Source organism: Streptomyces sp. NPDC006384 (genome assembly GCF_042870695.1).
In the GTDB taxonomy this organism is placed as follows: Bacteria; Actinomycetota; Actinomycetes; order Streptomycetales; family Streptomycetaceae; genus Streptomyces.
The window spans coordinates 124009-144518 of record NZ_JBIAHR010000001.1 but is presented as its reverse complement, the minus strand read 5'-3'; the positions used below and the strand labels follow the sequence as shown (position 1 = coordinate 144518).

Here is a 20510-nt window from a genome sequence, read left to right as displayed (position 1 = left end):
GGGACGGGACGATGCCGGACCGTTCCGCTCTGTCCCTCTCCGTTCCGGCCTGCTCCGGTCTGTTCCGGTACGCGCCGGTAGTGCTTCGCCCGATGTGGTGCTTTTCTGGTGATACGAGCACGGCCGGAGTGGGACGTCCGTGCCGGGAACGGCCTGCGGCGGCGCAGTGCCGGCCAGGAGAGGAGCGATCACGATGGACGGTGAGCGACTGCACCCGGAGTCCGTCTCGGTGGAGCTGAGCGGTTGCAGCAAGGAGGACGCCCGGACCGTGTTCGACGCCCTGTGCGCCTGCTTCGCCTCCGACCGGCACGCGGGCGACGTGACACGGGACTGCCACGAGGTCCGCCCGACCGTGTGGCTCGGCACCTTCGACGTGGCCGACGCCCACCAGGGCCAGTGCGACCCCGCCCGGCTCGGGGCGTCCGTCGACGCCGACGTGCAGGGCGGTTACTGGGCGGTCGAACGGTTCCGCACCACCCTCGACTCCCTGTTCACCGTGCAGGACCTGAGCATGGCCTCCGGTGACCAGGAGCGCGAGCTGCACGTGCGGCTGGAGAGCCGCTGACACGGGCCCGCAGGGCCCCGACTGTGTGCGACGCCACCTTATGCAACTAGTTGCATAAGGTGGCGGCCGTCCTCTACAACAGAGGCACGACACCGCGCACGGAGGGCCCGATGAGCCGTTACCCCCACCTGCTGAGCCCGCTCGACCTGGGCTTCACCACCTTGCCCAACCGGGTCCTCATGGGCTCCATGCACGTGGGCCTGGAGGAGGCCGAGCGCGGTTTCGAGCGCATGGCCGCCTTCTACGCCGCCCGCGCCCGCGGGGGAGTGGGCCTGATAGTCACCGGCGGCATCGCCCCCAACGACGAGGGCCGGCCCTACGAGGGCGGAGCCAAGCTCACCACCGAGGAGGAGGCCGGACGGCACCGGACCGTCACCGACGCCGTGCACCGCGAGGGCGGCCGGATCGCCCTGCAGATCCTGCACTCCGGCCGCTACGCCTACCACGCCCGCCTGGTCGCGCCGAGCCCCCTCCAGGCACCGATCAGCCCCCACGTGCCCCGCGAGCTGACCGACGCCGAGGTCGAGCGCACGATCGACGACTACGCCCGCACCGCCCGCCTCGCCCGCGGGGCCGGCTACGACGGCGTCGAGATCATGGGCTCCGAGGGCTACCTCATCAACGAGTTCGTCGCCGCGCGCACCAACCACCGCACCGACCGCTGGGGCGGCTCCTACGAGAACCGGATGCGCTTCCCCGTCGAGATCGTCCGCCGGGTGCGCGAGGCGGTCGGCGAGGACTTCATCCTCGTCTACCGCCTGTCCATGCTCGACCTCGTCCCCGGCGGCTCCACGCTGGACGAGGTGATCACCCTCGCCAAAGCCGTCGAGGCCGCCGGGGCGACGATCATCAACACCGGCATCGGCTGGCACGAGGCCCGCATCCCCACCATCGCCACCTCCGTGCCCCGCGGCGCCTACACCTGGGTCACCAGGCGGCTGATGGGCGAGGTGTCCGTGCCGCTCGTCACCACCAACCGCATCAACACCCCCGACCTGGCCGAGCAGCTGCTCGCCGAGGGCACCGCCGACATGGTGTCGATGGCCCGCCCGATGCTCGCCGACCCCGACTTCGTCGCCAAGGCGGCGGCGGGCCGCCCCGAGGCCATCAACACCTGCATCGGCTGCAACCAGGCCTGCCTGGACCACACGTTCAGCGGGAAGCTCACCTCCTGCCTGGTCAACCCGCGCGCCTGCCACGAGACCGAACTGGTCCTCTCCCCGACGCGGCTGCGCAAGCGCGTCGCCGTCGTCGGCGCCGGCCCCGCCGGACTGTCCTGCGCGGTGAGCGCCGCCGAACGCGGCCACGAGGTCACCCTCTTCGACGCCGCGAGCGGGATCGGCGGCCAGCTCGACGTCGCCCGCCGAGTCCCCGGCAAGCAGGAGTTCGACGAGACGCTGCGCTACTTCCGCACCCAGCTGGACGCGCACGGCGTCGACGTACGGCTGAACACCCGGGTGACCGCGGACGACCTCACCGCCTACGACGAGGTCGTCGTCGCCACCGGCGTCACCCCGCGCACACCGGACATCCCCGGCGTCGACCACCCGAGCGTCCTCGGCTACCTGGACGTCCTGCGCGACGGCGCCCCCGTCGGCGACCGCGTCGCGATCCTCGGCGCCGGCGGCATCGGCTTCGACGTCGCCGAGTTCCTCACCGACGGCGGCGACAAGGCCCACGAGGACCCGCAGACGTACTTCCGTCTCTGGGGCGTCGACACGGACTACCGGACCGCCGGCGGCCTCGCCGCGCCCGAGCGCCCGGCACCGCCGCGCACCGTCCACCTGCTCCAGCGCAGGACCACCAAGGTCGGCGCCGGACTCGGGAGGACCACCGGCTGGATCCACCGCGCCGAGCTCAAGCACCGCGGCGTCACCATGGTCCCGGGCGTGCGCTACGACCGCATCGACGACGCCGGCCTGCACATCACCGTCGACGGCGAGTCCACCGTACTGGAGGTCGACACGATCGTCCTGTGCACCGGCCAGGAGCCGCGCCGCGACCTGTACGACGAGCTGGTCGCCGCCGGGCGCAAGGCCCACCTCATCGGCGGCGCCGACGTGGCCGCCGAACTGGACGCCAAGCGCGCCATCAAGCAGGGCACCGAACTGGCGGCGGCGCTGTAGGCGAGAGCGCGGGGAGCCGGCGGGGCCCGTCCCTAGGATGAGCCCATGTCACTCCCGCACGCGATCCTCACCGCCCTGGCCGAAAAGCCGTCGTCGGGGCTGGAGCTGACCCGCCGGTTCGACAGGTCGATCGGCTACTTCTGGTCGGCGACGCACCAGCAGATCTACCGGGAGCTGGGCCGGCTCGAGGCACAGGGGCTGATCCGCGCACTGCCGTCGGAGCAGCCCGCCCGCGGGCAGAGGAAGAGCTACGAGGTCCTGCCCGCGGGCCGCGCCGAACTGGCCCGCTGGACCGCCACCGCCCAGGACCCGCGGCCCCTGCGGGACACCATGCTGCTGCGGCTGCGGGCCGCCGCCGTGGTCGGCACCACCGGCATCGAGGCCGACCTGCGGCGCCATCTGGAGACGCACGAACGGCAGTTGGCCGAGTACCAGGAGATCGAGAAGCGCGACTTCCCGCCGGGCCGGGACAGCGCCGAGGACCGGCTGCGGCACCTGGTGCTGCGGGCCGGCATCGACCTGGAGACCTTCTGGACCCAGTGGCTCAGGCACGCGCTGGCCGAGTTCGCCGAGCTGCCCGGCGACGACCCGGCCCGATGACGTCCGGCGCGGCTCAGAACCGGTAGGGCTTCGAACGGCGCCGCAGGAACCAGGCCGCCGCGATGACCCCCGCGCCGACCAGCGCGCCGCCCGCCGCGAGGGTGACCGTGCCGTAGTCCTTGACGGCCCCGCCGACCCCGCCCAGGACCCCGCGGGGCGACACCGACGGCGACGGCGAGGCGGCGGTCCGGCTCGGCGAGGGCGAGGCGGAGACGGAGGCGGAGGGGGAGGGGGAGGGTGCCGAGGAGACGATGACCGCCTGGGTGCCGGCGGTGCTGTTGTTCGAGCACACGACGACGACCGTGTAGGTGCCCGGCGCGATGCCGTTCCAGGTGGCGGACTGGCCGGCGGCGGTCCCCGTCAGCGCCACCTGGCGCCCCTCGGCGAAGCTGCCCTGGACGCTGGTGAGCAGCGACGCCGTGCCCCAGCTCCCGTTCAGCCGGGCGCAGGCGGTGGTCGTGACCGACACGGTGTCCCCGGTGGTGCTCACGGAGATCCCCGGCCCCGCGGCTGCCGGCCCGGCGGCCAGGGCGGGCAGTACGGCGGCGGCCGCCACGATCGGGCCGCGGCGGAGGAGTGGCGGTGAGATGCGCATGTGGACTGCCCTCCGGCGGCACGGTTGGCGGTACATCCCTGGTGCCGCCGAGATTCGGATCGCCCGTGCCCCCCTCAGGGGCAGCCAACAGGGCCCCGGCGGGACCCGCATGCCGGGCGCGACCGGCCAGGTGACACACCCGTCGGCCCCCGTCGGCCCCCGCACGCCGGTGCGTCACCTGGCCGGGCCCGTCGTCACCGTCCGTTCCTCCGAGAAACCGCCCCACGTACCGTCGGGCAGCTTCGCCCGGACCCGCACCCGGTGCGTGACGCCGGCCTCCTGTCCCGCGTAGAAGCTGTACTCGGCCCGGTCGCGGGGCGCGTCACCGCCGTACACCAGCGAGGTGGCCCTGTTGCCGTCCAGGTGGATCTCGTACTCGGTGACCACGCCGTCCGTACGCGGCGGGATCCAGTCGAGGTCGATGTGGTAGCCGCCGTCGGCGCGGTGAGCCGCCGCGCGCAGACCGGACGGCGCGGTGGCGCGGCCGTCGTCGGTGCCGGGGGTGGTGAGGCGGACGGGCGTGCTGGCGGGGGAGAGGTTGTCGGCGGCGTCCCGCGCCCGGACCGTGAAGGTGTAGCGGGTGCCCGGACGCAGGCCCGTCACGACGGCGGCCGTCTGCGCCCCGCCGACGCTGTGGATCTTGGTGTTCCCCTGGTAGACGTCGTACGAGACGACGCCCCGGTCGTCCGTCGCGGCGGTCCAGGCGAGCTGTACGGCCCGGCTGCCCGCCGCCCGGCCGTGCGCACCCGGCGGGCGGGTGGGGGCGGCGCGGTCGGCGGACGCCGCGGCCGGGGTCGTCGCGCGGACCTCCTCGCTGCCGGGCCCGAGCCGCCCGTCGGCGCCGCGGGCCCGCACGGTGAAGACGTAGGCGGTCGAGGGGCGCAGACGGGTCACGTCCACCATGCGTGCGGACGCCGGGACCTCCTTCACCTTGGCGGCGTCGCGGTACACCTCGTAGACCTCCGCCTCGTCGACGGCGTTCCACATCACGTGCACGCTGGTCGCGCTGCCCGCGGCCGCGGTGACGCCCGTCGGAGCGCCCGGCGGCCCGCCGTCACCGCCGTCACCGCCCGTGCCCCGGCCGCAGGACGTGACCAGGACGAGGGCGCCGCAGAACAGGACGCAGCGGCGAAGGAGGGTACGGCGCGGGACGTGGTGGGGAGGGGGAACGGGAACGCCTCGCACGGCTCTGCCTCCCGGGACGGCCAGACGGCAATGGTCCGGACCAATATGCCGTCGTGACGCGATCACATCAAGAGGGCGTGGTGCCCGGCCGCCCCGGGGCATTCCGTATGCTGAGTCCCCTCACGGCCGAAGTCCCTCCGCAGGACGGGACGTTGCGGCCGACGGCGCGGACCGCTGTCGTCGCTGATGCCGCGCCGGCACGGGCGGCCGGGCGGGGCCGGGAAGACGCAGCACCGGCCCCGCCCGCCCCCGGGTCGCCCACCCGGGTGTGCACCGTCTGGCCCTGTGCTGGTGGTGTCCGCGGCCGGACCGGGGACAGATGGGGCCGAACGACCCCCATGCCCCCCAGGAGAGGCCACAACGTGCGTGTCCAGTCCCTGACACTGGTCGCGGCCGGCGCCGCCCTGCTCGCCCCCACGACGTTCCCCGCCCCGCCGGCCCCGCCCCGGACCGCAGCCCAGCAGCCCCCGGCGCGGCCGGTGCCCGAGGCGGGCCCCCGGACCCCGGAGCGGTCCGCGCCCGGCACCGCGCTCCGCCGGCGGCCCGCGCGCGAGGCCGGCTCCCGCTCCGGCACGCGGCCCCGTCCCCCGGCGGGCCCCGGCACCCGGGCGGCGGACGGCGCGGACCGCGGACCCGTCCGCGCCGCCGACCTGCTGGCCCGGACCCGGGACTGCGCGGCCGTCTCGCGGGGCCGGTACCGCAGCGACGCCGGGACCCCGGCGGACATCCCCGTCTGCGGCACCCGGGACGCCGTCTACTGGAAGGCCGACCTGGACGTCGACTGCGACGGCCGGCCCGGCGACCGGTGCAACTCCCGCACCGACCCGCACTTCACCGCCGCCACCGCCTACACACGGTCCGACGGCCGCCCGCTGGACGCCGAGAAACTGCCCTACGTGGTCGTGCCCCAGCCGAGCGGCATCTGGAACCCGCGCGAGGACGGCGTACGCGGCGGGTCCGTCGTGGCCGTCGTCCACGGGGACCGGGTGGGATACGCCGTCGTCGGCGACGTCGGACCGAGCGGCATCATCGGCGAGGCGTCCTACGCCGCCGCGAAGTCGCTCGGCGTCCCCGCCGACCCGAGCAGCGGCGGCACCCCCTCCGGGGTGACGTACATCGTCTTCAAGGACAGCGGGACCGGACGCATCGAGGACACGGCCGCCACCGAACGGGCGGGGGAACGGCTGGCCCGGAAGTTCGCGGCCGGGGGCCGGACCGCCCGGTGACGCGTGGGCGGCCGTCCGGACGGCGGGGGACGACACGCGTACCGTCCCCCGCCGTCCCCCGCTACACCTTGCGGTAGGAGTACGCCTCGGCCGCGGCGGCCTCCACCGCCGCGATGCCGGCACCCGTCGCCGCCGTGACGACCGCGGCGACCGCGCCCTCGACGAACGGGGCGTCCAGCAGACGGGTGTCCTGCGGCAGTTCGTCGCCCTCGGCGAGCAGCGCCTTCACGGTGAGCACCGCGCTGCCCAGATCGGCGAGGACGGCGACCCCCGCCCCGCGGTCCACGGACGCGGCGGCCGCGGAGACCCGCTCGTAGCTGGTGCCGAAGCCGCCGTCCGCGGTGCCGCCCGCCGCCGCGACGGGAACCTCCGCACCACCGCCGGACAGCGCCTTCGCCAGCTCGGCCACGGACGCCGCGACCTGCGCGCTGTGCGACACCAGCACGATCCCGACCAGCTTCCCGTCACTCACCGGACGCCTCCTGGAGTCCCGCGATCAGCAGCGCCGCCGACGTGGCCCCCGGATCCTGGTGCCCGATGCTGCGCTCACCCAGATAACTCGCCCTGCCCTTGCGGGCCTGCAGCGGCGTGGTCGCCCGCGCGCCCTCCTCGGCGGCGGCACGGGCCGCGGCGAACGAGTCGCCGAGGGCCTCGACGGCCGGCACCAGCGCGTCGACCATGGTCTTGTCGCCCGGCGCCGCGCCCCCGAGCGTCCGGACCGCGTCCACCCCCGCCCGCAACGCCTCCGCCAGCTGCTCCACGCTCACCTCGGCGGCGTCCCCGAGCGCCTTGCCGGTGCGGCGCAGCAGCGTCCCGTACAACGGCCCGGAGGCGCCGCCGACCGTCGAGATCAGCTGACGTCCCGCCAGCGTCAGGACCGCGCCGGGCGTGCCGGGGGCCTCCTTCTCCAGCGTGGCCGTCACCGCAGTGAACCCGCGCTGGAGGTTGCTGCCGTGGTCCGCGTCGCCGATGGGCGAGTCGAGGGCGGTGAGCCGCTGCGCCTCGCGGTCGACCGACGCGGCGGTCGCCGTCATCCAGCGGCGGAAGAAATCGGCGTCGAGCACTGGATCTCCTTGCCTGGTAGGTACGGTGCCATCCTTTCCCGCGTCCGCGCTCAGATCCCCCACCTCAGCCCCGGCGTCCGCACCGGCGCGTCCCACAGGCCTAGCAGCTCCTCGTCGATCTCGCACAGGGTGACCGAGGCGCCGGCCATGTCGAGGGAGGTCACGTAGTTGCCGACGAGCGTGCGGGCGACGGCGACACCGCGCTCGCCGAGCACGCGCTGCACCTCGGCGTTGAAGCCGTACAGCTCCAGCAGCGGCGTCGCGCCCATGCCGTTGACGAGGACCAGTACAGGATTGCGGGGAGCGAGGTCGGACAGCACCGCCTCCACCGCGGCCTCGGCGATCTCGCCGGAGGTCATCATCGGCCGTCGCTCCCGCCCGGGCTCCCCGTGGATGCCGATGCCGAGCTCCAGCTCACCGTCGGGCAGGTCGAAGGTCGGGCTGCCCTTGGCCGGCGTGGTGCAGGCGCTCAGCGCGACGCCGAAGCTGCGGGAGCTCTCGTTGACCCGGCGGGCGATCGCCTCCACCTGCTCCAGCGGACGTCCCTCCTCGGCGGCGGCGCCCGCGATCTTCTCCACGAACAGCGTCGCGCCGGTACCGCGCCGCCCCGCCGTGTACAGGCTGTCCGTGACGGCCACGTCGTCGTCGACCAGCACCTTCGCGACCCGGATGCCCTCGTCCTCGGCCAGCTCCGCGGCCATGTCGAAGTTCAGGACGTCACCGGTGTAGTTCTTCACGACGAACAGCACCCCGGCACCACCGTCCACGGCCGCCGCGGCACGCACCATCTGGTCCGGCACCGGCGAGGTGAACACCTCGCCCGGGCAGGCCGCCGACAGCATCCCCGGCCCCACGAACCCGCCGTGCAGCGGCTCGTGCCCCGACCCGCCCCCGGACACCAGGGCGACCTTCCCGGCCACGGGGGCGTCCCGCCGCACGATCACCCGGTTCTCGACATCCACGGTCAGCTCGGGATGGGCGGCCGCCATCCCCCGCAGCGCGTCCGCGACCACGGTCTCGGCGACGTTGATGAGCATCTTCACTAATACCTCCAGGGAGGGCGGTGGGCGAGTCTTCGACTGGCGTTCTGGCTGGTGAGAGTGGCTGTGGGCAGGTGTCGACCTAGGTGGCCCGCAGCGGTCGTGAGCGGAGCCGGCGGTAAGTGGTGCCGACTTCGTGCCGACTACGGTGTCGGGCCGTCCCGTCTGCTGGGCGTGCGGACGGGGGACGACGGGAGACCCCCTGCCGGAAGTATCGGCCTTGCGGGAGCGAAGGTCACGTGCACGGGCGTTCGGACGTGCCGGAGAGGCGGGAGGCCCGTCGCCTGCACCGTACGGCGTGGCGGGCGCGCCCTTCGGCGGTCGGCCGCAGGAGGCGCGAGCACCGGTCGGCCGGGCCGGGGGTGCGGTCGATCCGGTCCAGCGCGGTGGGGCGGGCGGTGTGACGGCCGGTGGCGGACGGGGCGGCACCGCGTGGTTCGGTGAGCCTGCTGACGTGCATGACACCGTGGCGGCCCAGGACGGCCGGCACGGTGGCGGGGCCGGAAGGGTCAGGGTGCCTGGTCGGTGGTGCCGGCGAGGGAGGGGGGAGGGGCGGACCCGGTCACCGAGCCGACGCGGGCCAGGAGGAGTCCGTCGACGCCCTTCAGGAAGGTGGCGGAGACCAGTTCGGGGTCGAAGAGGCAGCCGGCCGCCATGGCGCCGTCCCTGAGCATGACGAGGTGGCGGGCGGCCGGCCCGGGGGGTGCGTCGCCGATCGGTGCCAGCAACTCCGTGATGGTGTCCAGGAACCATTGCCGGTGGCCCAGGACGGCTTGGTGGATCGGATGGGCGGGGTCGGGGTATTCGGCTGCCGCGTTGAGGAAGGCGCAGCCGCGGAAGCCGGGCTGCAGGATGCCGTGGGTGAGGGACTCGGTGACGGCCTGCACCCTGCCGACGTCTGACGGGCTGCTCGCCCGGGCGGCGGCGATCCGGGCGCGGATTCCCCGGTCGGCCCGATCGAGGTAGGCGAGGACGAGTTCTTCCTTGCCCGCGAAGTGCCGATACAGCGTGGCCCGGGTCACCTTCGCTTCCATGGTGATCCGGTCGATGCCGACGGAGTGGATCCCCTCCGCGTAGAAAATCCTGGTCGCCGTGGTGAGCAGCCGCGCTCGCGCTTCGGAGGCGCTTCCGCTTTCCGGGGTCGGGTGCATGGCGTCAGGCTAGCAAAAGCGAGATAGAACGTTCGGTCTTGACAAGTTCTGTTCGGCACGCTTCCCTTGCTGCCACCGAACGTTCTCCTTCGGTGGGCGGGCCTGGTGTCACTAGGCCTGTCACAGGACGGGTGGGTGGGGTGGTTCGCCGCTGCCCGGCCGGCGGATCTGCGGCCGGCTGCGGTCCGTGTCTGTGCAGCGCCCGCCTTCTGTGTCCGGGTCCGCGCGCAGTGGGTCCGTCGTCGATTTCGAGAGGTCACATCATGGGTTTCCGTGTTCCGCGTCGTATCGCGCTCGCCGCCGGTGCTCTGACGCTGTTGGGTGTCACGACCGCTCCGGGGGCGGCGCTGGCGACCGGTCGAGGGCCTTCCGAGGCGTCGGCGCCGGTGAAGCCGACGGTGGTTCTGGTACATGGGGCGTGGGCGGATTCCTCGAGTTGGTCGCGGGTGCTGGAGCGGCTGCGCAAGGACGGTTATCCGGTGCGGGCCATCGCCAATCCGCTGCAGGGACTGACCAGCGACACGGCCTACGTGTCCAGCTACCTGTCCACGATCAAGGGCCCGGTAGTGCTGGTGGGGCATTCCTACGGGGGTGCGGTGATCACCAACTCGGCCGCCTCGGACCCGGATGTGAAGGCCCTGGTCTACATCGCCGGTTTCATTCCGGTGAAGGGTGAGACGGTGGGGGACCTGGCCGCCCGGTCCTCGACGTCCATCCCGCTGGTGTCGACGGCGGTTCCGGACGGAACGGACGTGTCCATCGATCCGGACCACTTCAGGGAGGTCTTCGCGGGGGACGTCGACAAGACCACGGCTGCGGTGCTGGCGGCCACCCAGCGGCCCGCCAACACCAAGGCCGTCACCGATGCCAGCGCCCGGGAAGCCTTCCGCACCATTCCCGCCTGGAGTCTGATCACCCGCCAGGATCGCGCCATCGCTCCCGCGGTCCAGCGCTCGATGTCCCAGCGTGCCGGCGCACACATCGAAGAGGTCGACGCCTCCCACGCCGTGATGATCAGCCGCCCCGCCACCGTCACCCGGATCATCGAAGAGGCTGCCCGCAACGCCGAGTGACACACCCTCACACGACCGCCTCACCGGCCGGGCTGCCGCGTCCGGGCCGCACCACGGCCTCCGTCCGGCCACCCCGCGGCCCCGTCCGGCCATGGCTCACGACGCGACGCCGCTCCCCACGGATTCTGCCAAGTTCACCAGGACTGAGGTGCCACGACCATGACCACACACCCGCAACTCGGCCGCCTGACCGACACCCTGCGGCGGACCATCCCCGTAGGTTCGGTGATGACCACCGGGGCGCAGTACGACACGGGCCGGCACATCTGGAACGGCGCCGTCTCCGCCCGCCCGGGCGTGATCGTCCGGTGCGCCGATCCGGCCGAGGTGGCGACCGCCGTACTGGCAGCGCGCGAGTTCGGCGTCCCTCTCACCGTGCGCGGTGGCGGACACGACTGGGCCGGGAGGGCCCTGGCCGACGGAGGCCTGACCATCGATCTCTCAGGGATGCGCCAGGTGTCGGTGGATCCGGGGGCAAGGGCCGCCGAGGTGGCGGGAGGGGCAACGGCCGCCGACCTCGTCGCCGCGGCCCAGCCCTTCGGGCTGACGGCGGCGACCGGCACCGCCGGTTCCGTCGGCATGGCGGGCCTGACTCTCGGCGGCGGCTACGGGCCGCTCAGCGGCCGCTTCGGTCTCGCCCTGGACAACCTGCTGTCCGCCGAGGTCGTGCTGGCCGACGGCTCGGTCGTCACGGCCGACGCGGAGCGGGAGCCGGATCTGTTCTGGGCCCTGCGAGGCGGTGGCGGGAACTTCGGTGTCGTCACCTCCATGCGCGTACGTCTTCACCCCGTGCCGACGCTGCTCTCCGGCATGGTGCTGTACCCCTGGGAGCAGGCCGGGCCCGTCCTGGCCGGCCTGGCGGACGTGCTGGAGGAGTGCCCGGACGAGCTGACCGTGCAGTCCGGCGTCCTGCCCGGCTCCGACGGCAAGCCCGTGGTCTTCCTCTCGCCGACCTGGAGCGGCGACGATGAGGAAGCGGGGGAACACGCGCTGGCGCGGGTGGACGGCCTGGGCAAGCCTCTCGTCTCCCAGGTCGCCCGCGTCACCGTGCCCGCGATGCTCGCGGCCATCGACGCGCAGTTCCCCTTCGGCCGGCACGTCGAGATCCGCACGCGTTCCGTTGCGTCCCTGACCTCCGGAGTGCGGGACGTGCTGAGCCTCGCGGGTGCCACCCTGACCTCGCCCCGTTCGGCGGTGTCCGTGCACAGCCTGCACGGTGCCGCGACCCGGGTGCCCGTGAGGGACACGGCGTTCGGCAACCGCGACCCGCACCTGATGATCGAGATCATCGCCCGGTGGGAGCCTGACGACTCCCGGGCGCAGGAGCACCGAGCCTGGGCCGGCGACCTGGCCCACGCCCTCGAACCCGATGCGTTGCCGGGCGGCTATCCCAACCTGCTCGGCCCGGACGCGGCCGACCAGATCGCACACGCCTACGGCCCCAACACCGAGCGGCTGCTCACCGCCAAGCACCGGTACGACCCGTGCGGCATCTTCAAGGCCATCCCCCTGCCCGGCCCGTCCCGAGCCCGGTGACGGCCCGGTGAAGCAGACGGACCACTTCCGCCGCACGCGGGCGGCTTCGCCCCTGCGCGGCCCGCTTCCCCAGTCCATCGAGAACCGAGGCAGATCGTTGAACCTGCGCAACCACATGGCCCGCTACGCCGCGATCACCGGCTTTCTGGGGGCCGCTACCGTGCTGACCGTCCCTCAGGCCGTGGCCGCCGACGCCCCTGCGAACGCCGACGCACCCGTCAGCAGCACGGTGCGTACGGCCAAGCCCCTCGGTCCGCTGGGTCCGCTGACGGACCTCGTCATCCAGCGCCTCCTCGTGAGCGATGACGTGGCGGCGTCCAAGTTCGGCACCGGCTCGCCCATCGAGGACCCGGTGCGCGAGGCACGGGTACTCGAGCAGGTCCGGACTCAGGCCGAGGCTTCCGGGGTGAACCCCGACGACGCGGTGGCTTTCTTCCAGGACCAGATCACCGCGAGCAAGGCCGTGCAGAAGGGCCTGTTCGCCCGCTGGAGTGCTCACCCGGACCAGGCGCCCACGACGCGCCCCGAACTGGGCCCGATCCGCGAGCAGCTCGACCGGCTGACCACGGCCCTGCTCCAGGAACTGAAGGACACGCAGGCACTGCGCGAGAAGCCCCTCGCATGCACGGTGCAGTCGGCCCTGGCCACCGGGTCGGGAGCCGTGCTGGAGCACCTGGACCCGCTCCATCGTCAGGCGCTCGGGACGGCGACACACTCCGTGTGCCGCCCCGGCGAATGACAGGACGGCATCGAGTACGGAGAGCCTCACTCCGGAACAGGCGCGCCGCGCGGACGTCCTGGTCGCCCTGCGCATGCAGGACATGGGCGTGTGCGTCCTCGATCCTCGGGGGCGTGCTCGCCGGCCGCATCGGCATGGCCGTGGGCGGCCCGGAGGCCCGCCGGGGGCATGCGCACCGGTCCGGTCACGCGCGAATGGGCGCAGCGGGAACACCCGCTCCGGCTGCGGGAACCCGAGTCGTCACGCCGGCCGGCACGTCCGGTACGGGATCCGGAGGTACGGGATCCCGCAGGTGGGCCGAGGGACCCGGTCGCGGAGGACCAGGAGCGGCTGGCCCGATGGGGGCCTGACGGCCGCGGCGAGCGGCGCGGCCGTCAGGCGGCGCGGGCCCGGAGAATCTCCTCGACGCCCTGGAGGAAGGTCTCGCAGACCATGTCGGGGTCGGCGAGGCAGCCGGAGGCCATGGCACCGTCCCGCAGCATGACGAGATGCCGGCCGGCGGGACCGGCGGGTGCGGAGCCGGTCTGGGACAGCAGCTGTGTGACGGTCTCCTGGAACCACTGCCGGTGAGCCAGGACGGCCCGGTGAACCGGGTGCTCCGGGTCGGGGTACTCGGCCGCCGCGTTGAGGAACGCGCATCCGCGGAAGCCCGGGGAACGGATTCCCGCGGTGATGGCCCGGCACACGGCGCGGACCTTGCCGGCCCCCGACTCCTCGGCCGCCTGGGCCGCCTCGATCTGTGCCCGGAGGTCCCGGTCGGCCTGCTGGAGGTAGGCGAGGACGAGATCCTCCTTGCCGGCGAAGTGGCGGTACAGCGTGGCACGGGTGACCTGTGCCTCCGACACGATCCGGTCGACGCCTACGGAGTGGATCCCCTCGGCGTAGAAGATCCTGGTCGCTGTGTTGAGCAGTCGTGCTCGCGCTTCCGACGTGCCGGCTTCTTTGGTCCTCTGGCTCATGCGTCAAGGCTATCGAAGAGCGAGAGAGAACGATCGGCCTCATCGGATGGCGGCCAAGCCCTCGTAGTCCTTGACCGGCCTGACCGCCCTGACCGGCCTGAGCGGCTGGGCGGCTGGGCGGGACAAACGCACCGGCATCTCCGCCCGCCGACAGCGGCAGGCGCTGCCAGGTGTGGCACCGGCGCGCGGGCCCGCACTCGCCGGCACCGGCCGTTCTCCCTCAAGGGGACGTCGAGTGAAAGTGAAAGGGCTGGTCGACTGCCGCGACGTGGTTGACGTCGGGGCTTTCTTCGTGCAGGCTTCGCGGGAGAACGAACGTTCTGCCTTCTTCGTGCTCCACGAGTCCGGGCGGCCCTCCTGCCGCCAGGCCTGTGGCCTCTCCTGGTGGGTCGCACAGGATCTCGGTATCGATCAGTGCGCACCGGCGCCGGAGAAGGCGCTCTCATCACACGCTCCGACATCGGGGCCCGTGCCGTGCGGTAGCGGCGCCCCCCGTCGAAGCCCGTCACAGAAGGACGTATCACCCATGGACGCGCTCTACACCGCGGTCGCGACCGCCACCCACGGCCGCGACGGCCGTGCCGTTCTCTCGGACGGCTCTCTGGACCTGCAGCTCGCGCCCCCGAAGGAACTGGGCGGTAGCGGTAAGGGCAACAACCCCGAGCAGCTCTTCGCCGCCGGATTCGCGGCGTGCTTCGCCAGTGCCCTCGGCGTGGTGGGCCGCCGGGCCGGCGTGGACCTCTCCCGCGCCACCGTGACCGGGGAGGTGTCGATCGGCAAGCAGGGCGAAGGCTTCGGACTCGCCGTCGTCCTGCGGATAGCGATGCCCGGCGGCGTCGACCGCGCAGTCGGCGGAGGCCTCGTCGACCAGGCCCACCAGGTCTGCCCGTACTCCAACGCCATTCGCGGCAACGTCCCCGTCCGGCTCGTCGTCGAGTGATTTCCCGATCGGCCAACGGGGACGGTTCGGCCCGGTGGCCGGGGTCCGGCTGTCCCCGTACGGGCAAAACCGGCCGGGCGGCGCTCCCGGGACGCGCCGACGGATGGGGAGGTAGAACGTTCGGTCTTGACAGGGGGTCGGCGCCTTGCCAGTCTTGGTGAACAGAACGTTCGTCCTCCCTGGAGGCGTTCATGTGCCGGCCGAATCCGGCGGCTGCTTGAGACCCCCTCAGCCCTCACTGTCCGGACCGGGCGATCGTGCCGTTCCGGGAGAGGGACAACCGGCCTGATCGATGAGGCCGACCGCAGGAACCTCTGACTTGCCCTTCTTCTCCGTACACCACTGAAAGGGACCATCGTGAGCGCCACCGTTGCTCCGTCCGACACCACCGGGACCGCCCTCGCCCTGCGGCGGCTCTACTTCGTCCGGTTCGCGTTCGCCATCGTCTGGGCCCTCGTGATGTTCACGATGGCCAAGGAGATCACTCCGGCCGGGGCCGTGCTCCTGGTGCTGTACCCGCTGTTCGACGTGGGTGCGGCCATCTACGACGCGAAGGTCTCGCGCAACACGGGATCGCCCGCGCTGCTGTACGTGAACGTCGCGGTCAGCCTTGTCACGGCTGTCGGCCTGGCCGTCGCCTGCGCGTCGGGTGTTCCGGCCGTGCTGCGCGTGTGGGGTGCCTGGGCAGTAGTGGCCGGCCTGGTCCAGCTGATCGTGGCCATCCCCCGCCGCAAGATGGGCGGCCAGTGGCCGATGATCCTGAGCGGTGGCATATCGGCCCTGGCCGGAGGGTCGTTCATCGCGTCAGCCAGTGCGGATGATCCCACGCTGACCAGTGCCATCGGCTACGCCGTCCCGGGCGGCATCTTCTTCCTCCTCTCGGCCCTGCGCCTCAAGCGCGCCACCCAGGAGAGCTGACGAGAGTGACCGCACGTACGACGCCATCGTGATCGGCCCGGGTCCGGTCGGGGAGAACATCGCCGACCGGGTGGTGCAGGGCGGGCTCGGCACCGCCGCTGTCGAGCGGGAACTGGTCGGGGGGCGAACGCTCCTGCCATGCCCGCATGCCGGCCAAGGCACTGCTGCGGAGCACGGCGGCACTTCGGGCGACCCGGCAGGTTCCGGGACCGCGTGAAGCGTTGTCCGGGCGGCCTTGAGGTCAACTGCCAGGACGGAAGGCGCTCAAAGCTGTTCGGCAGACCCTTCGAGGGGCGACAGCCCGGCGCACGGGGTCTCCCCGCAAGCCTTCGTGACCGCAGCACATGGTCCGCAGACCATCCGACGGAACAGGAGCGAGTTCATGGAATCGGGTTCTACGGGGCGGCACGAGGATTGCAGCCCGCCGCCCACAGCGGGGAGTCGCGCTGCCGACAGCAGCGACGGAGGCTCTGAAGACCGAGGATGCGAGTCGCTGCGCCTGAAGGACGGTCGTGTTCTCGAGTACGCCGTTCGGGACCCGAACGTGGGCCGGTTGTTCTCTTTCACCATGGCATGCCGGGCTCCGCGGTCCCCATGGACTCCGTCCTCGGCTCGGCCACCGACCGCGGGTACCGTGTTGTCACCTGCTCCCGTGCCGGCTACGGCGCGGACAACGCCGCGCACATGAACCACGGGCTGGCGGCTGGAGAAGACGGATGGCTCGGAGACCTCCGGGCACTGACGGCACCGTGGGGGTTCGACCCGGCCGGCATCGGCTCTCTTTGCCGTTGCAGCCCGTCTGCGCCGTCGCCTCCCGCACGAGCGGATCGTCGTCGACGAGGAGCAGCCCGACCGCGGTCAGACGCCCGCGTGGTCACGCCGGGCCGGGCGGGCACACGCCGGTGCTCTGTCAGTGTGACGGTCGGCCGGGGCCCGGCTGCGGACCGGGTGGGGGAGTCGTGCCCGGGGCCGGCTCGGCAGTGGCGGCGGCGGTGGCCAGTGCCGTTCGGGCCGCGGCGCGCAGGGCGTCGTCGTCGGACACGGCACGCCAGTGGTCGTGGCGTACGGGGCGTTCGTCGGTGTCGAGGAGGGTGCGCAGGGCCGGCACGGCCGGGGCGAGGGACGCCGGGTCCGAGGCCGCGGTTTCGGCGAGGAGACGCAGGGGCTCGAGGACGGTGGGGCGGGTGCCGCCGGGCGGTGGGCAGATGCGGACGAGGCCGGTCAGGAGCGGGGTGACCAGGTGGGGGTCCGAGGTGAGCTGCCACAGCGCCCGGACGATTCTCATCGCGTCGAAGGGGTTGTCGTGCCTGATCCGTGCTTCGGCGCCGGCACGCAGGCGTCGGGCGACGCGGTCCGCGACGGGTGGGTGGGCGGCGGCGACCTCGGCGAGCAGCTCCAGGGCCTCGACACCTCCCGGAGTCCGGTGGACCTCGTGTGTGCTGCGGGCGGTCAGTTCCAGCAGCGCCGGGAGCACCTCGTCCGCGTCGCCGGTGACGCGCCACAGGGCCCGGCCGCGTTCCACGGCACCTCTTGGCGCGTCGTCGGACCGTCGGTGCGGCTTTCCGCTCAGCGCCTCGTGGAACATGCCGCGCAGCCGGTCCGCCGCCGACGCCGCGAGCGGGCCGAGGGTGACGCAGACATGGAGCAGGGTGGGCTCGCTGAGCTGGGGGCCCGGCCCTGGCCCTGGACCGGGGAGGCCGCTGCCGTCGGGTGGGCGGAGCAGGGCCCGCAAGGGCTCGTCGTCTCCGGTGAGGGAGTGGTACCCGAAGGGGGAGAGGTGTGCGAGATCCTCGTCCCGTCGGGGGTACGAGAGGCCGAGCCGTTCCCGCAGCCGTTCGCGGTGGGCGGCGGCGACGGCGCCGACGTCCAGATGGCTCAGGACGTGTGCGGCGACCGGCATCCGGTCGTCGCTGTCCAGGAGCCGGAGCAGTCGCGGCACGACGTCCCCGCCGTCCTCGTGCCACCGGCGCACGACCGAGCAGTACGGGTGGAAGGGGCTCGTCGTCTCCTCGATCCGGGTCAGCAAGGGGTCGAGGAGGGTGTCCATGTGGGCGGCGAGGGGGGCGAGCGCCTCGGTGAGGCTGAGGTCGTCGTCGTCCCAGTCGCGGCGGCGCGGGCGGGCGGGGCCGGGGGTGAACGCCCCAGGGCCGGCGAGCAGTTCGGCAAGGGGCGGCACACAGCGCTCGTCGCCCATCCGGCTCAGCGCCCAGGCGGCGCGCTCCCGCACGGGTGCGTGGGGTTCGACGGCCTCGGCGAGGCGTGCGGCGACGAGCTCTGCCCAGGGACGCGCGGCGGCCCCGCACATGGCGAGGACCCGCAGTGCGAGGGCACGGTTCTCCGGCCGTGCGTCGTCCACGAGCCCGGCGACGGAGGGGAGGAGTTCCGGCACGGCGGAGCGCCTGCGGGACATCAGACCGGCGGCGACCCTGAGCCCGCCCTCGCGCTGCAGGGCGCCGGGGGCGCGCAGCAGCGCGTGGGCGAGGGCGAGCCGCCCGGGCAGGTCGGCCCCCAGCCGCCGATCGGCTTCGGTGATGACGTCGACGTCCCAGCAGTCGCCCCAGGACCGGCTCCCCACAGGGGGGTGGGCGAGCCCGAAGGAGGGGGCGAGCAGCGCGTCGGCGGTGACACGGGCGTAGGCGGGGTCGGAGTGCCCGGGCAGTGCGCGGCACAGTGCCTGCACGGCTTCCAGCCGGACGTCGTGGCGGACGTCGTCCGTCCACGCCGGCCAGGCGTCGACGTCCTCGTCGAGGTCGGGCTCCTCTCCCTTCCCCGCGTCGGTCATACGGTGCCGCAGCCACACGAGTGCCTCCTCGCGCCGCGTCGTGGCGTGGCGGGCGAGTTCCCCGACGCCCAGCACCAGTTGTCCCGCCGCCCAGGGGTCCGTCTCGGTCCCGAAGCAGTGCAGGAAGCGGGCGATCAGGGCGTCGGCGTGGGCCGTGGACCGCGAGAGCGCCGCGGCCGCGGCGCTCCGGACGGACACGTCACCGTCGTCGAGCAGCGGCAGCAACGCGTCGGCGGCGCGCTCCCAGACGGCCGGCCACGCGGGGTCGACCCACGCGTCCGGGGCGGTGTCGCCCACGGCCGCGATGTCGGCGATCGCCCGCAGGATCCCGGAGCGCACCGTCACGTCCGGGTCCCGGGCCGCTTCGACGAGGAACGGCAGCGTCTCGGCGGCGGCCGCCCGCACCGAGCCGCCGTCGCCGACGGCCGCGCAGCGCAGGTTCTCGCAGACCCGGCCGGCCGTGTCGCGGTCGGCCGACCAGAGCTCCTCCAGCACCTCGGGACCGTACCGCCCGGTGGTGTAAGGATCGACGACCTTCGACCAGTCGACCTGCGCGGCGAGCCGCGCCAGCCGCCGTGCTCTCGCGTCCTGTGGGGACATGCCGCCGCTCGCCGCCTTCCGTCAGGGCATGGAGGCAAGGCCCAGCAGGGGCAACTGCAAGGGGCGGTTCCTGCGCGTCCAGGCTTTGTAGACCAGGTCCTTCGGGCCGGTGATCCGCAGACCGTCGCGCAGCCCGGTCACCGTCATCGCCGCGAGCCGCCGGTAGGCGTCCGACGCCGACGGCCAGGGCAGCTCGGCCTGCCAGTTGTGGCCGTAGACGGTGTCCTCGGGGCGCTGCCAGCCGGCCTCGGCGATCAGCCGGCCGCCCTGTTCTCCGGCGCGTACCCCGGGCTCGAGGTAGTGATCGCCGACGAGTTCGGCCCCCAGCCGGTCGTCGTCCTGCATGAACTGCGCGTACCGGCCCGTCGGCGCGCTCTCCCTGAGGATCAGCACCGAACCGGTGGCCAGCGTGGAGAGCTGCTCGGCGAGCCCTTCGCCGAATTCGTCCCACCCCGTCACAGCAGCTCCTCCCCGTCCGTCTCTTCCAACCGCTCGAGTTCCTCGTCGAGGGCCAGCCGTTTGTTGGTCGCCCGCTCCAGGTACACCGAGCTTTCCGTCCGCTCGAGGAGCAGGGTGGTGTCGTCGCCGATCCAGTGGATCCCGGCCCACCTGCCCGGCTTCCGGTACGTCGGATCGCCGAATGCGCCGCGAAGCGCGGAGAACATCCGCGCGAACGCGTCCAGGCTCTGGTCCCATTGCTCCGCGTAGTCGGTCAGGCGCAACCGGACACGCTCGACCAGCTCCTCTTCCCCTACGGTGAACGTCTCATGGCGGTCCCTCTCGAACCCGGTGCCGAGCACGTCCCACCGCGGCCGGATCAGCAGCGCCTTCCGAGGGAACCTCGACGACCGCCTCGCACTCGGTGTGGCGCCCAACTCCCAGGTGCAGTCCAGCGACTGCAACCGTGTCGCGAGTGCGACGACCTCGGTGTCGCTCAACGCACGCCATTGCGTCATACGCAGTCAGGGACACGGTGTCCTCACGGACCCGCCCCCCTGCCCTCCTCCCCCTCGATGCGGCTGTCCCGCACATCGCCGACTCTCCGACCGATCCTGGCACACCGCCGACCCTGCCGTCGTACCGCAAGCCGCTTGCAGTCCCGGCAGCAGTGGAACCGCACGGCCCGTGGGCACCGTCCGGGGCGGTGCGGGGCGACAGGCGTGACCACCGGGGCGGCGCGATGGCCGGCCCCCGTGAAGGGGGGCGCAGGGGAATGGAGCAGGTCCGGAGCTGGGCCGGTGAGTCGGGAAGATGACAGGTCGGCGATGTGATCGACGGCCAGTACACGGTGTGGGGGGCACGAGCAGGGCGGGATGGGGCTCGTCTACCAGGTCCTGCACCGGCGGTGGGACGTCTTTCTGGCGGCCGGTACCCTCTCGCCCGCACGTGCTCGACGAAATCCGCCGGGATC

General features: G+C 73.1%; 20 protein-coding genes and 1 pseudogene. 10 read left to right on the top strand and 11 right to left on the bottom strand.

Translation table 11 applies throughout. The features are described 5' to 3' along the window. The first annotated feature begins 193 nt into the window (after positions 1-193). The 3 genes from ACFYOJ_RS00700 to ACFYOJ_RS00690 all read left to right on the top strand — a co-directional run bounded on the left by ACFYOJ_RS00700 (position 194) and on the right by ACFYOJ_RS00690 (position 3291). Positions 194-565, top strand: a complete 372-nt coding sequence (locus tag ACFYOJ_RS00700; protein ID WP_356552352.1) for a hypothetical protein — start codon at positions 194-196, stop codon at positions 563-565. Positions 566-675: 110 nt separating this feature from the next. Further along, complete coding sequence (locus tag ACFYOJ_RS00695; protein WP_356552353.1) at positions 676-2691, top strand: NADPH-dependent 2,4-dienoyl-CoA reductase; 2016 nt, start codon at positions 676-678, stop codon at positions 2689-2691. Positions 2692-2736: 45 nt separating this feature from the next. Further along, positions 2737-3291: a PadR family transcriptional regulator gene (locus tag ACFYOJ_RS00690; RefSeq protein ID WP_356552355.1), complete on the top strand. Its 555-nt coding sequence runs from the start codon at positions 2737-2739 to the stop codon at positions 3289-3291. A gap of 13 nt (positions 3292-3304) precedes the next feature. On the opposite strand, the gene ACFYOJ_RS00685 is transcribed toward ACFYOJ_RS00690, so the two are convergent. Then, entirely contained in the window at positions 3305-3886 is a 582-nt protein-coding gene (locus ACFYOJ_RS00685) for a hypothetical protein (protein ID WP_356552356.1), read from the bottom strand. A gap of 174 nt (positions 3887-4060) precedes the next feature. Continuing rightward, entirely contained in the window at positions 4061-5071 is a 1011-nt protein-coding gene (locus ACFYOJ_RS00680; protein WP_388596061.1) for a fibronectin type III domain-containing protein, read from the bottom strand. Positions 5072-5433: 362 nt separating this feature from the next. On the opposite strand from ACFYOJ_RS00680, the gene ACFYOJ_RS00675 reads away from it, so the two are divergent. Then, positions 5434-6297, top strand: a complete 864-nt coding sequence (locus ACFYOJ_RS00675; RefSeq protein WP_356552358.1) for a glycoside hydrolase family 75 protein — start codon at positions 5434-5436, stop codon at positions 6295-6297. Between the two features lie 61 nt (positions 6298-6358). On the opposite strand, the gene ACFYOJ_RS00670 is transcribed toward ACFYOJ_RS00675, so the two are convergent. The 5 genes from ACFYOJ_RS00670 to ACFYOJ_RS00650 all read right to left on the bottom strand — a co-directional run bounded on the left by ACFYOJ_RS00670 (position 6359) and on the right by ACFYOJ_RS00650 (position 9552). Then, the gene (locus tag ACFYOJ_RS00670) at positions 6359-6769 is read right to left on the bottom strand and encodes a PTS fructose transporter subunit IIA (RefSeq protein WP_356552360.1); all 411 of its coding nucleotides are present in this window, start codon (positions 6767-6769) and stop codon (positions 6359-6361) included. Beyond that, positions 6762-7361: a dihydroxyacetone kinase subunit DhaL gene (gene dhaL / locus ACFYOJ_RS00665; protein WP_356552361.1), complete on the bottom strand. Its 600-nt coding sequence runs from the start codon at positions 7359-7361 to the stop codon at positions 6762-6764. Before dhaL ends, ACFYOJ_RS00670 begins: the two co-directional genes overlap by 8 nt. A 50-nt stretch (positions 7362-7411) precedes the next feature. Next, complete coding sequence (dhaK, locus tag ACFYOJ_RS00660; protein ID WP_356552363.1) at positions 7412-8404, bottom strand: dihydroxyacetone kinase subunit DhaK; 993 nt, start codon at positions 8402-8404, stop codon at positions 7412-7414. 232 nt (positions 8405-8636) lie between these two features. After that, complete coding sequence (locus ACFYOJ_RS00655; RefSeq protein ID WP_356552365.1) at positions 8637-8861, bottom strand: hypothetical protein; 225 nt, start codon at positions 8859-8861, stop codon at positions 8637-8639. A 49-nt stretch (positions 8862-8910) separates the two neighbouring features. Further along, positions 8911-9552: a TetR/AcrR family transcriptional regulator gene (locus tag ACFYOJ_RS00650; protein ID WP_356552367.1), complete on the bottom strand. Its 642-nt coding sequence runs from the start codon at positions 9550-9552 to the stop codon at positions 8911-8913. A gap of 263 nt (positions 9553-9815) precedes the next feature. Between ACFYOJ_RS00650 and ACFYOJ_RS00645 the strand changes: the two genes are divergently transcribed. The 4 genes and pseudogenes from ACFYOJ_RS00645 to ACFYOJ_RS00630 form a co-directional block, all read left to right on the top strand. After that, positions 9816-10625, top strand: coding sequence for an alpha/beta hydrolase (locus tag ACFYOJ_RS00645; protein WP_356552368.1), 810 nt, complete (start codon positions 9816-9818; stop codon positions 10623-10625). Positions 10626-10784: 159 nt separating this feature from the next. Next, positions 10785-12161, top strand: coding sequence for an FAD-binding oxidoreductase (locus ACFYOJ_RS00640; RefSeq protein WP_356552370.1), 1377 nt, complete (start codon positions 10785-10787; stop codon positions 12159-12161). A gap of 7 nt (positions 12162-12168) precedes the next feature. Beyond that, positions 12169-12900: a chorismate mutase gene (locus ACFYOJ_RS00635; RefSeq protein ID WP_356552372.1), complete on the top strand. Its 732-nt coding sequence runs from the start codon at positions 12169-12171 to the stop codon at positions 12898-12900. Between the two features lie 13 nt (positions 12901-12913). Beyond that, positions 12914-12982: pseudogene (locus tag ACFYOJ_RS00630) on the top strand (oxidoreductase); the annotation flags it as partial. Between the two features lie 292 nt (positions 12983-13274). Here ACFYOJ_RS00630 and ACFYOJ_RS00625 read toward each other — a convergent pair. Continuing rightward, positions 13275-13859, bottom strand: a complete 585-nt coding sequence (locus ACFYOJ_RS00625; protein WP_356552374.1) for a TetR/AcrR family transcriptional regulator — start codon at positions 13857-13859, stop codon at positions 13275-13277. Positions 13860-14385: 526 nt separating this feature from the next. Between ACFYOJ_RS00625 and ACFYOJ_RS00620 the strand changes: the two genes are divergently transcribed. Together ACFYOJ_RS00620 and ACFYOJ_RS00615 are read left to right on the top strand one after the other, a co-directional pair. Beyond that, the gene (locus ACFYOJ_RS00620; protein WP_356552376.1) at positions 14386-14799 is read left to right on the top strand and encodes an Ohr family peroxiredoxin; all 414 of its coding nucleotides are present in this window, start codon (positions 14386-14388) and stop codon (positions 14797-14799) included. A 357-nt stretch (positions 14800-15156) separates the two neighbouring features. Then, a complete protein-coding gene (locus tag ACFYOJ_RS00615) occupies positions 15157-15717 on the top strand; it encodes a hypothetical protein (RefSeq protein ID WP_356552378.1) in 561 nt (186 codons plus the stop codon). A 910-nt stretch (positions 15718-16627) separates the two neighbouring features. Here the strand turns inward: ACFYOJ_RS00615 and ACFYOJ_RS00610 are convergent. The 3 genes from ACFYOJ_RS00610 to ACFYOJ_RS00600 are packed head-to-tail and all read right to left on the bottom strand — an operon-like array spanning position 16628 to position 20037. Further along, positions 16628-19099: a HEAT repeat domain-containing protein gene (locus tag ACFYOJ_RS00610; RefSeq protein ID WP_356552380.1), complete on the bottom strand. Its 2472-nt coding sequence runs from the start codon at positions 19097-19099 to the stop codon at positions 16628-16630. Between the two features lie 21 nt (positions 19100-19120). Beyond that, positions 19121-19558 (bottom strand): hypothetical protein, encoded by a 438-nt coding sequence (locus ACFYOJ_RS00605; protein ID WP_356552381.1) that lies wholly within the window; start codon positions 19556-19558, stop codon positions 19121-19123. After that, positions 19555-20037 carry a DUF6301 family protein gene (locus tag ACFYOJ_RS00600; RefSeq protein ID WP_356552383.1) on the bottom strand — a complete coding sequence of 161 codons (483 nt, stop codon included), beginning with the start codon at positions 20035-20037 and terminating at the stop codon, positions 19555-19557. The genes ACFYOJ_RS00605 and ACFYOJ_RS00600 overlap by 4 nt, the downstream gene beginning before the upstream one ends. Positions 20038-20510: the final 473 nt, after the last annotated feature.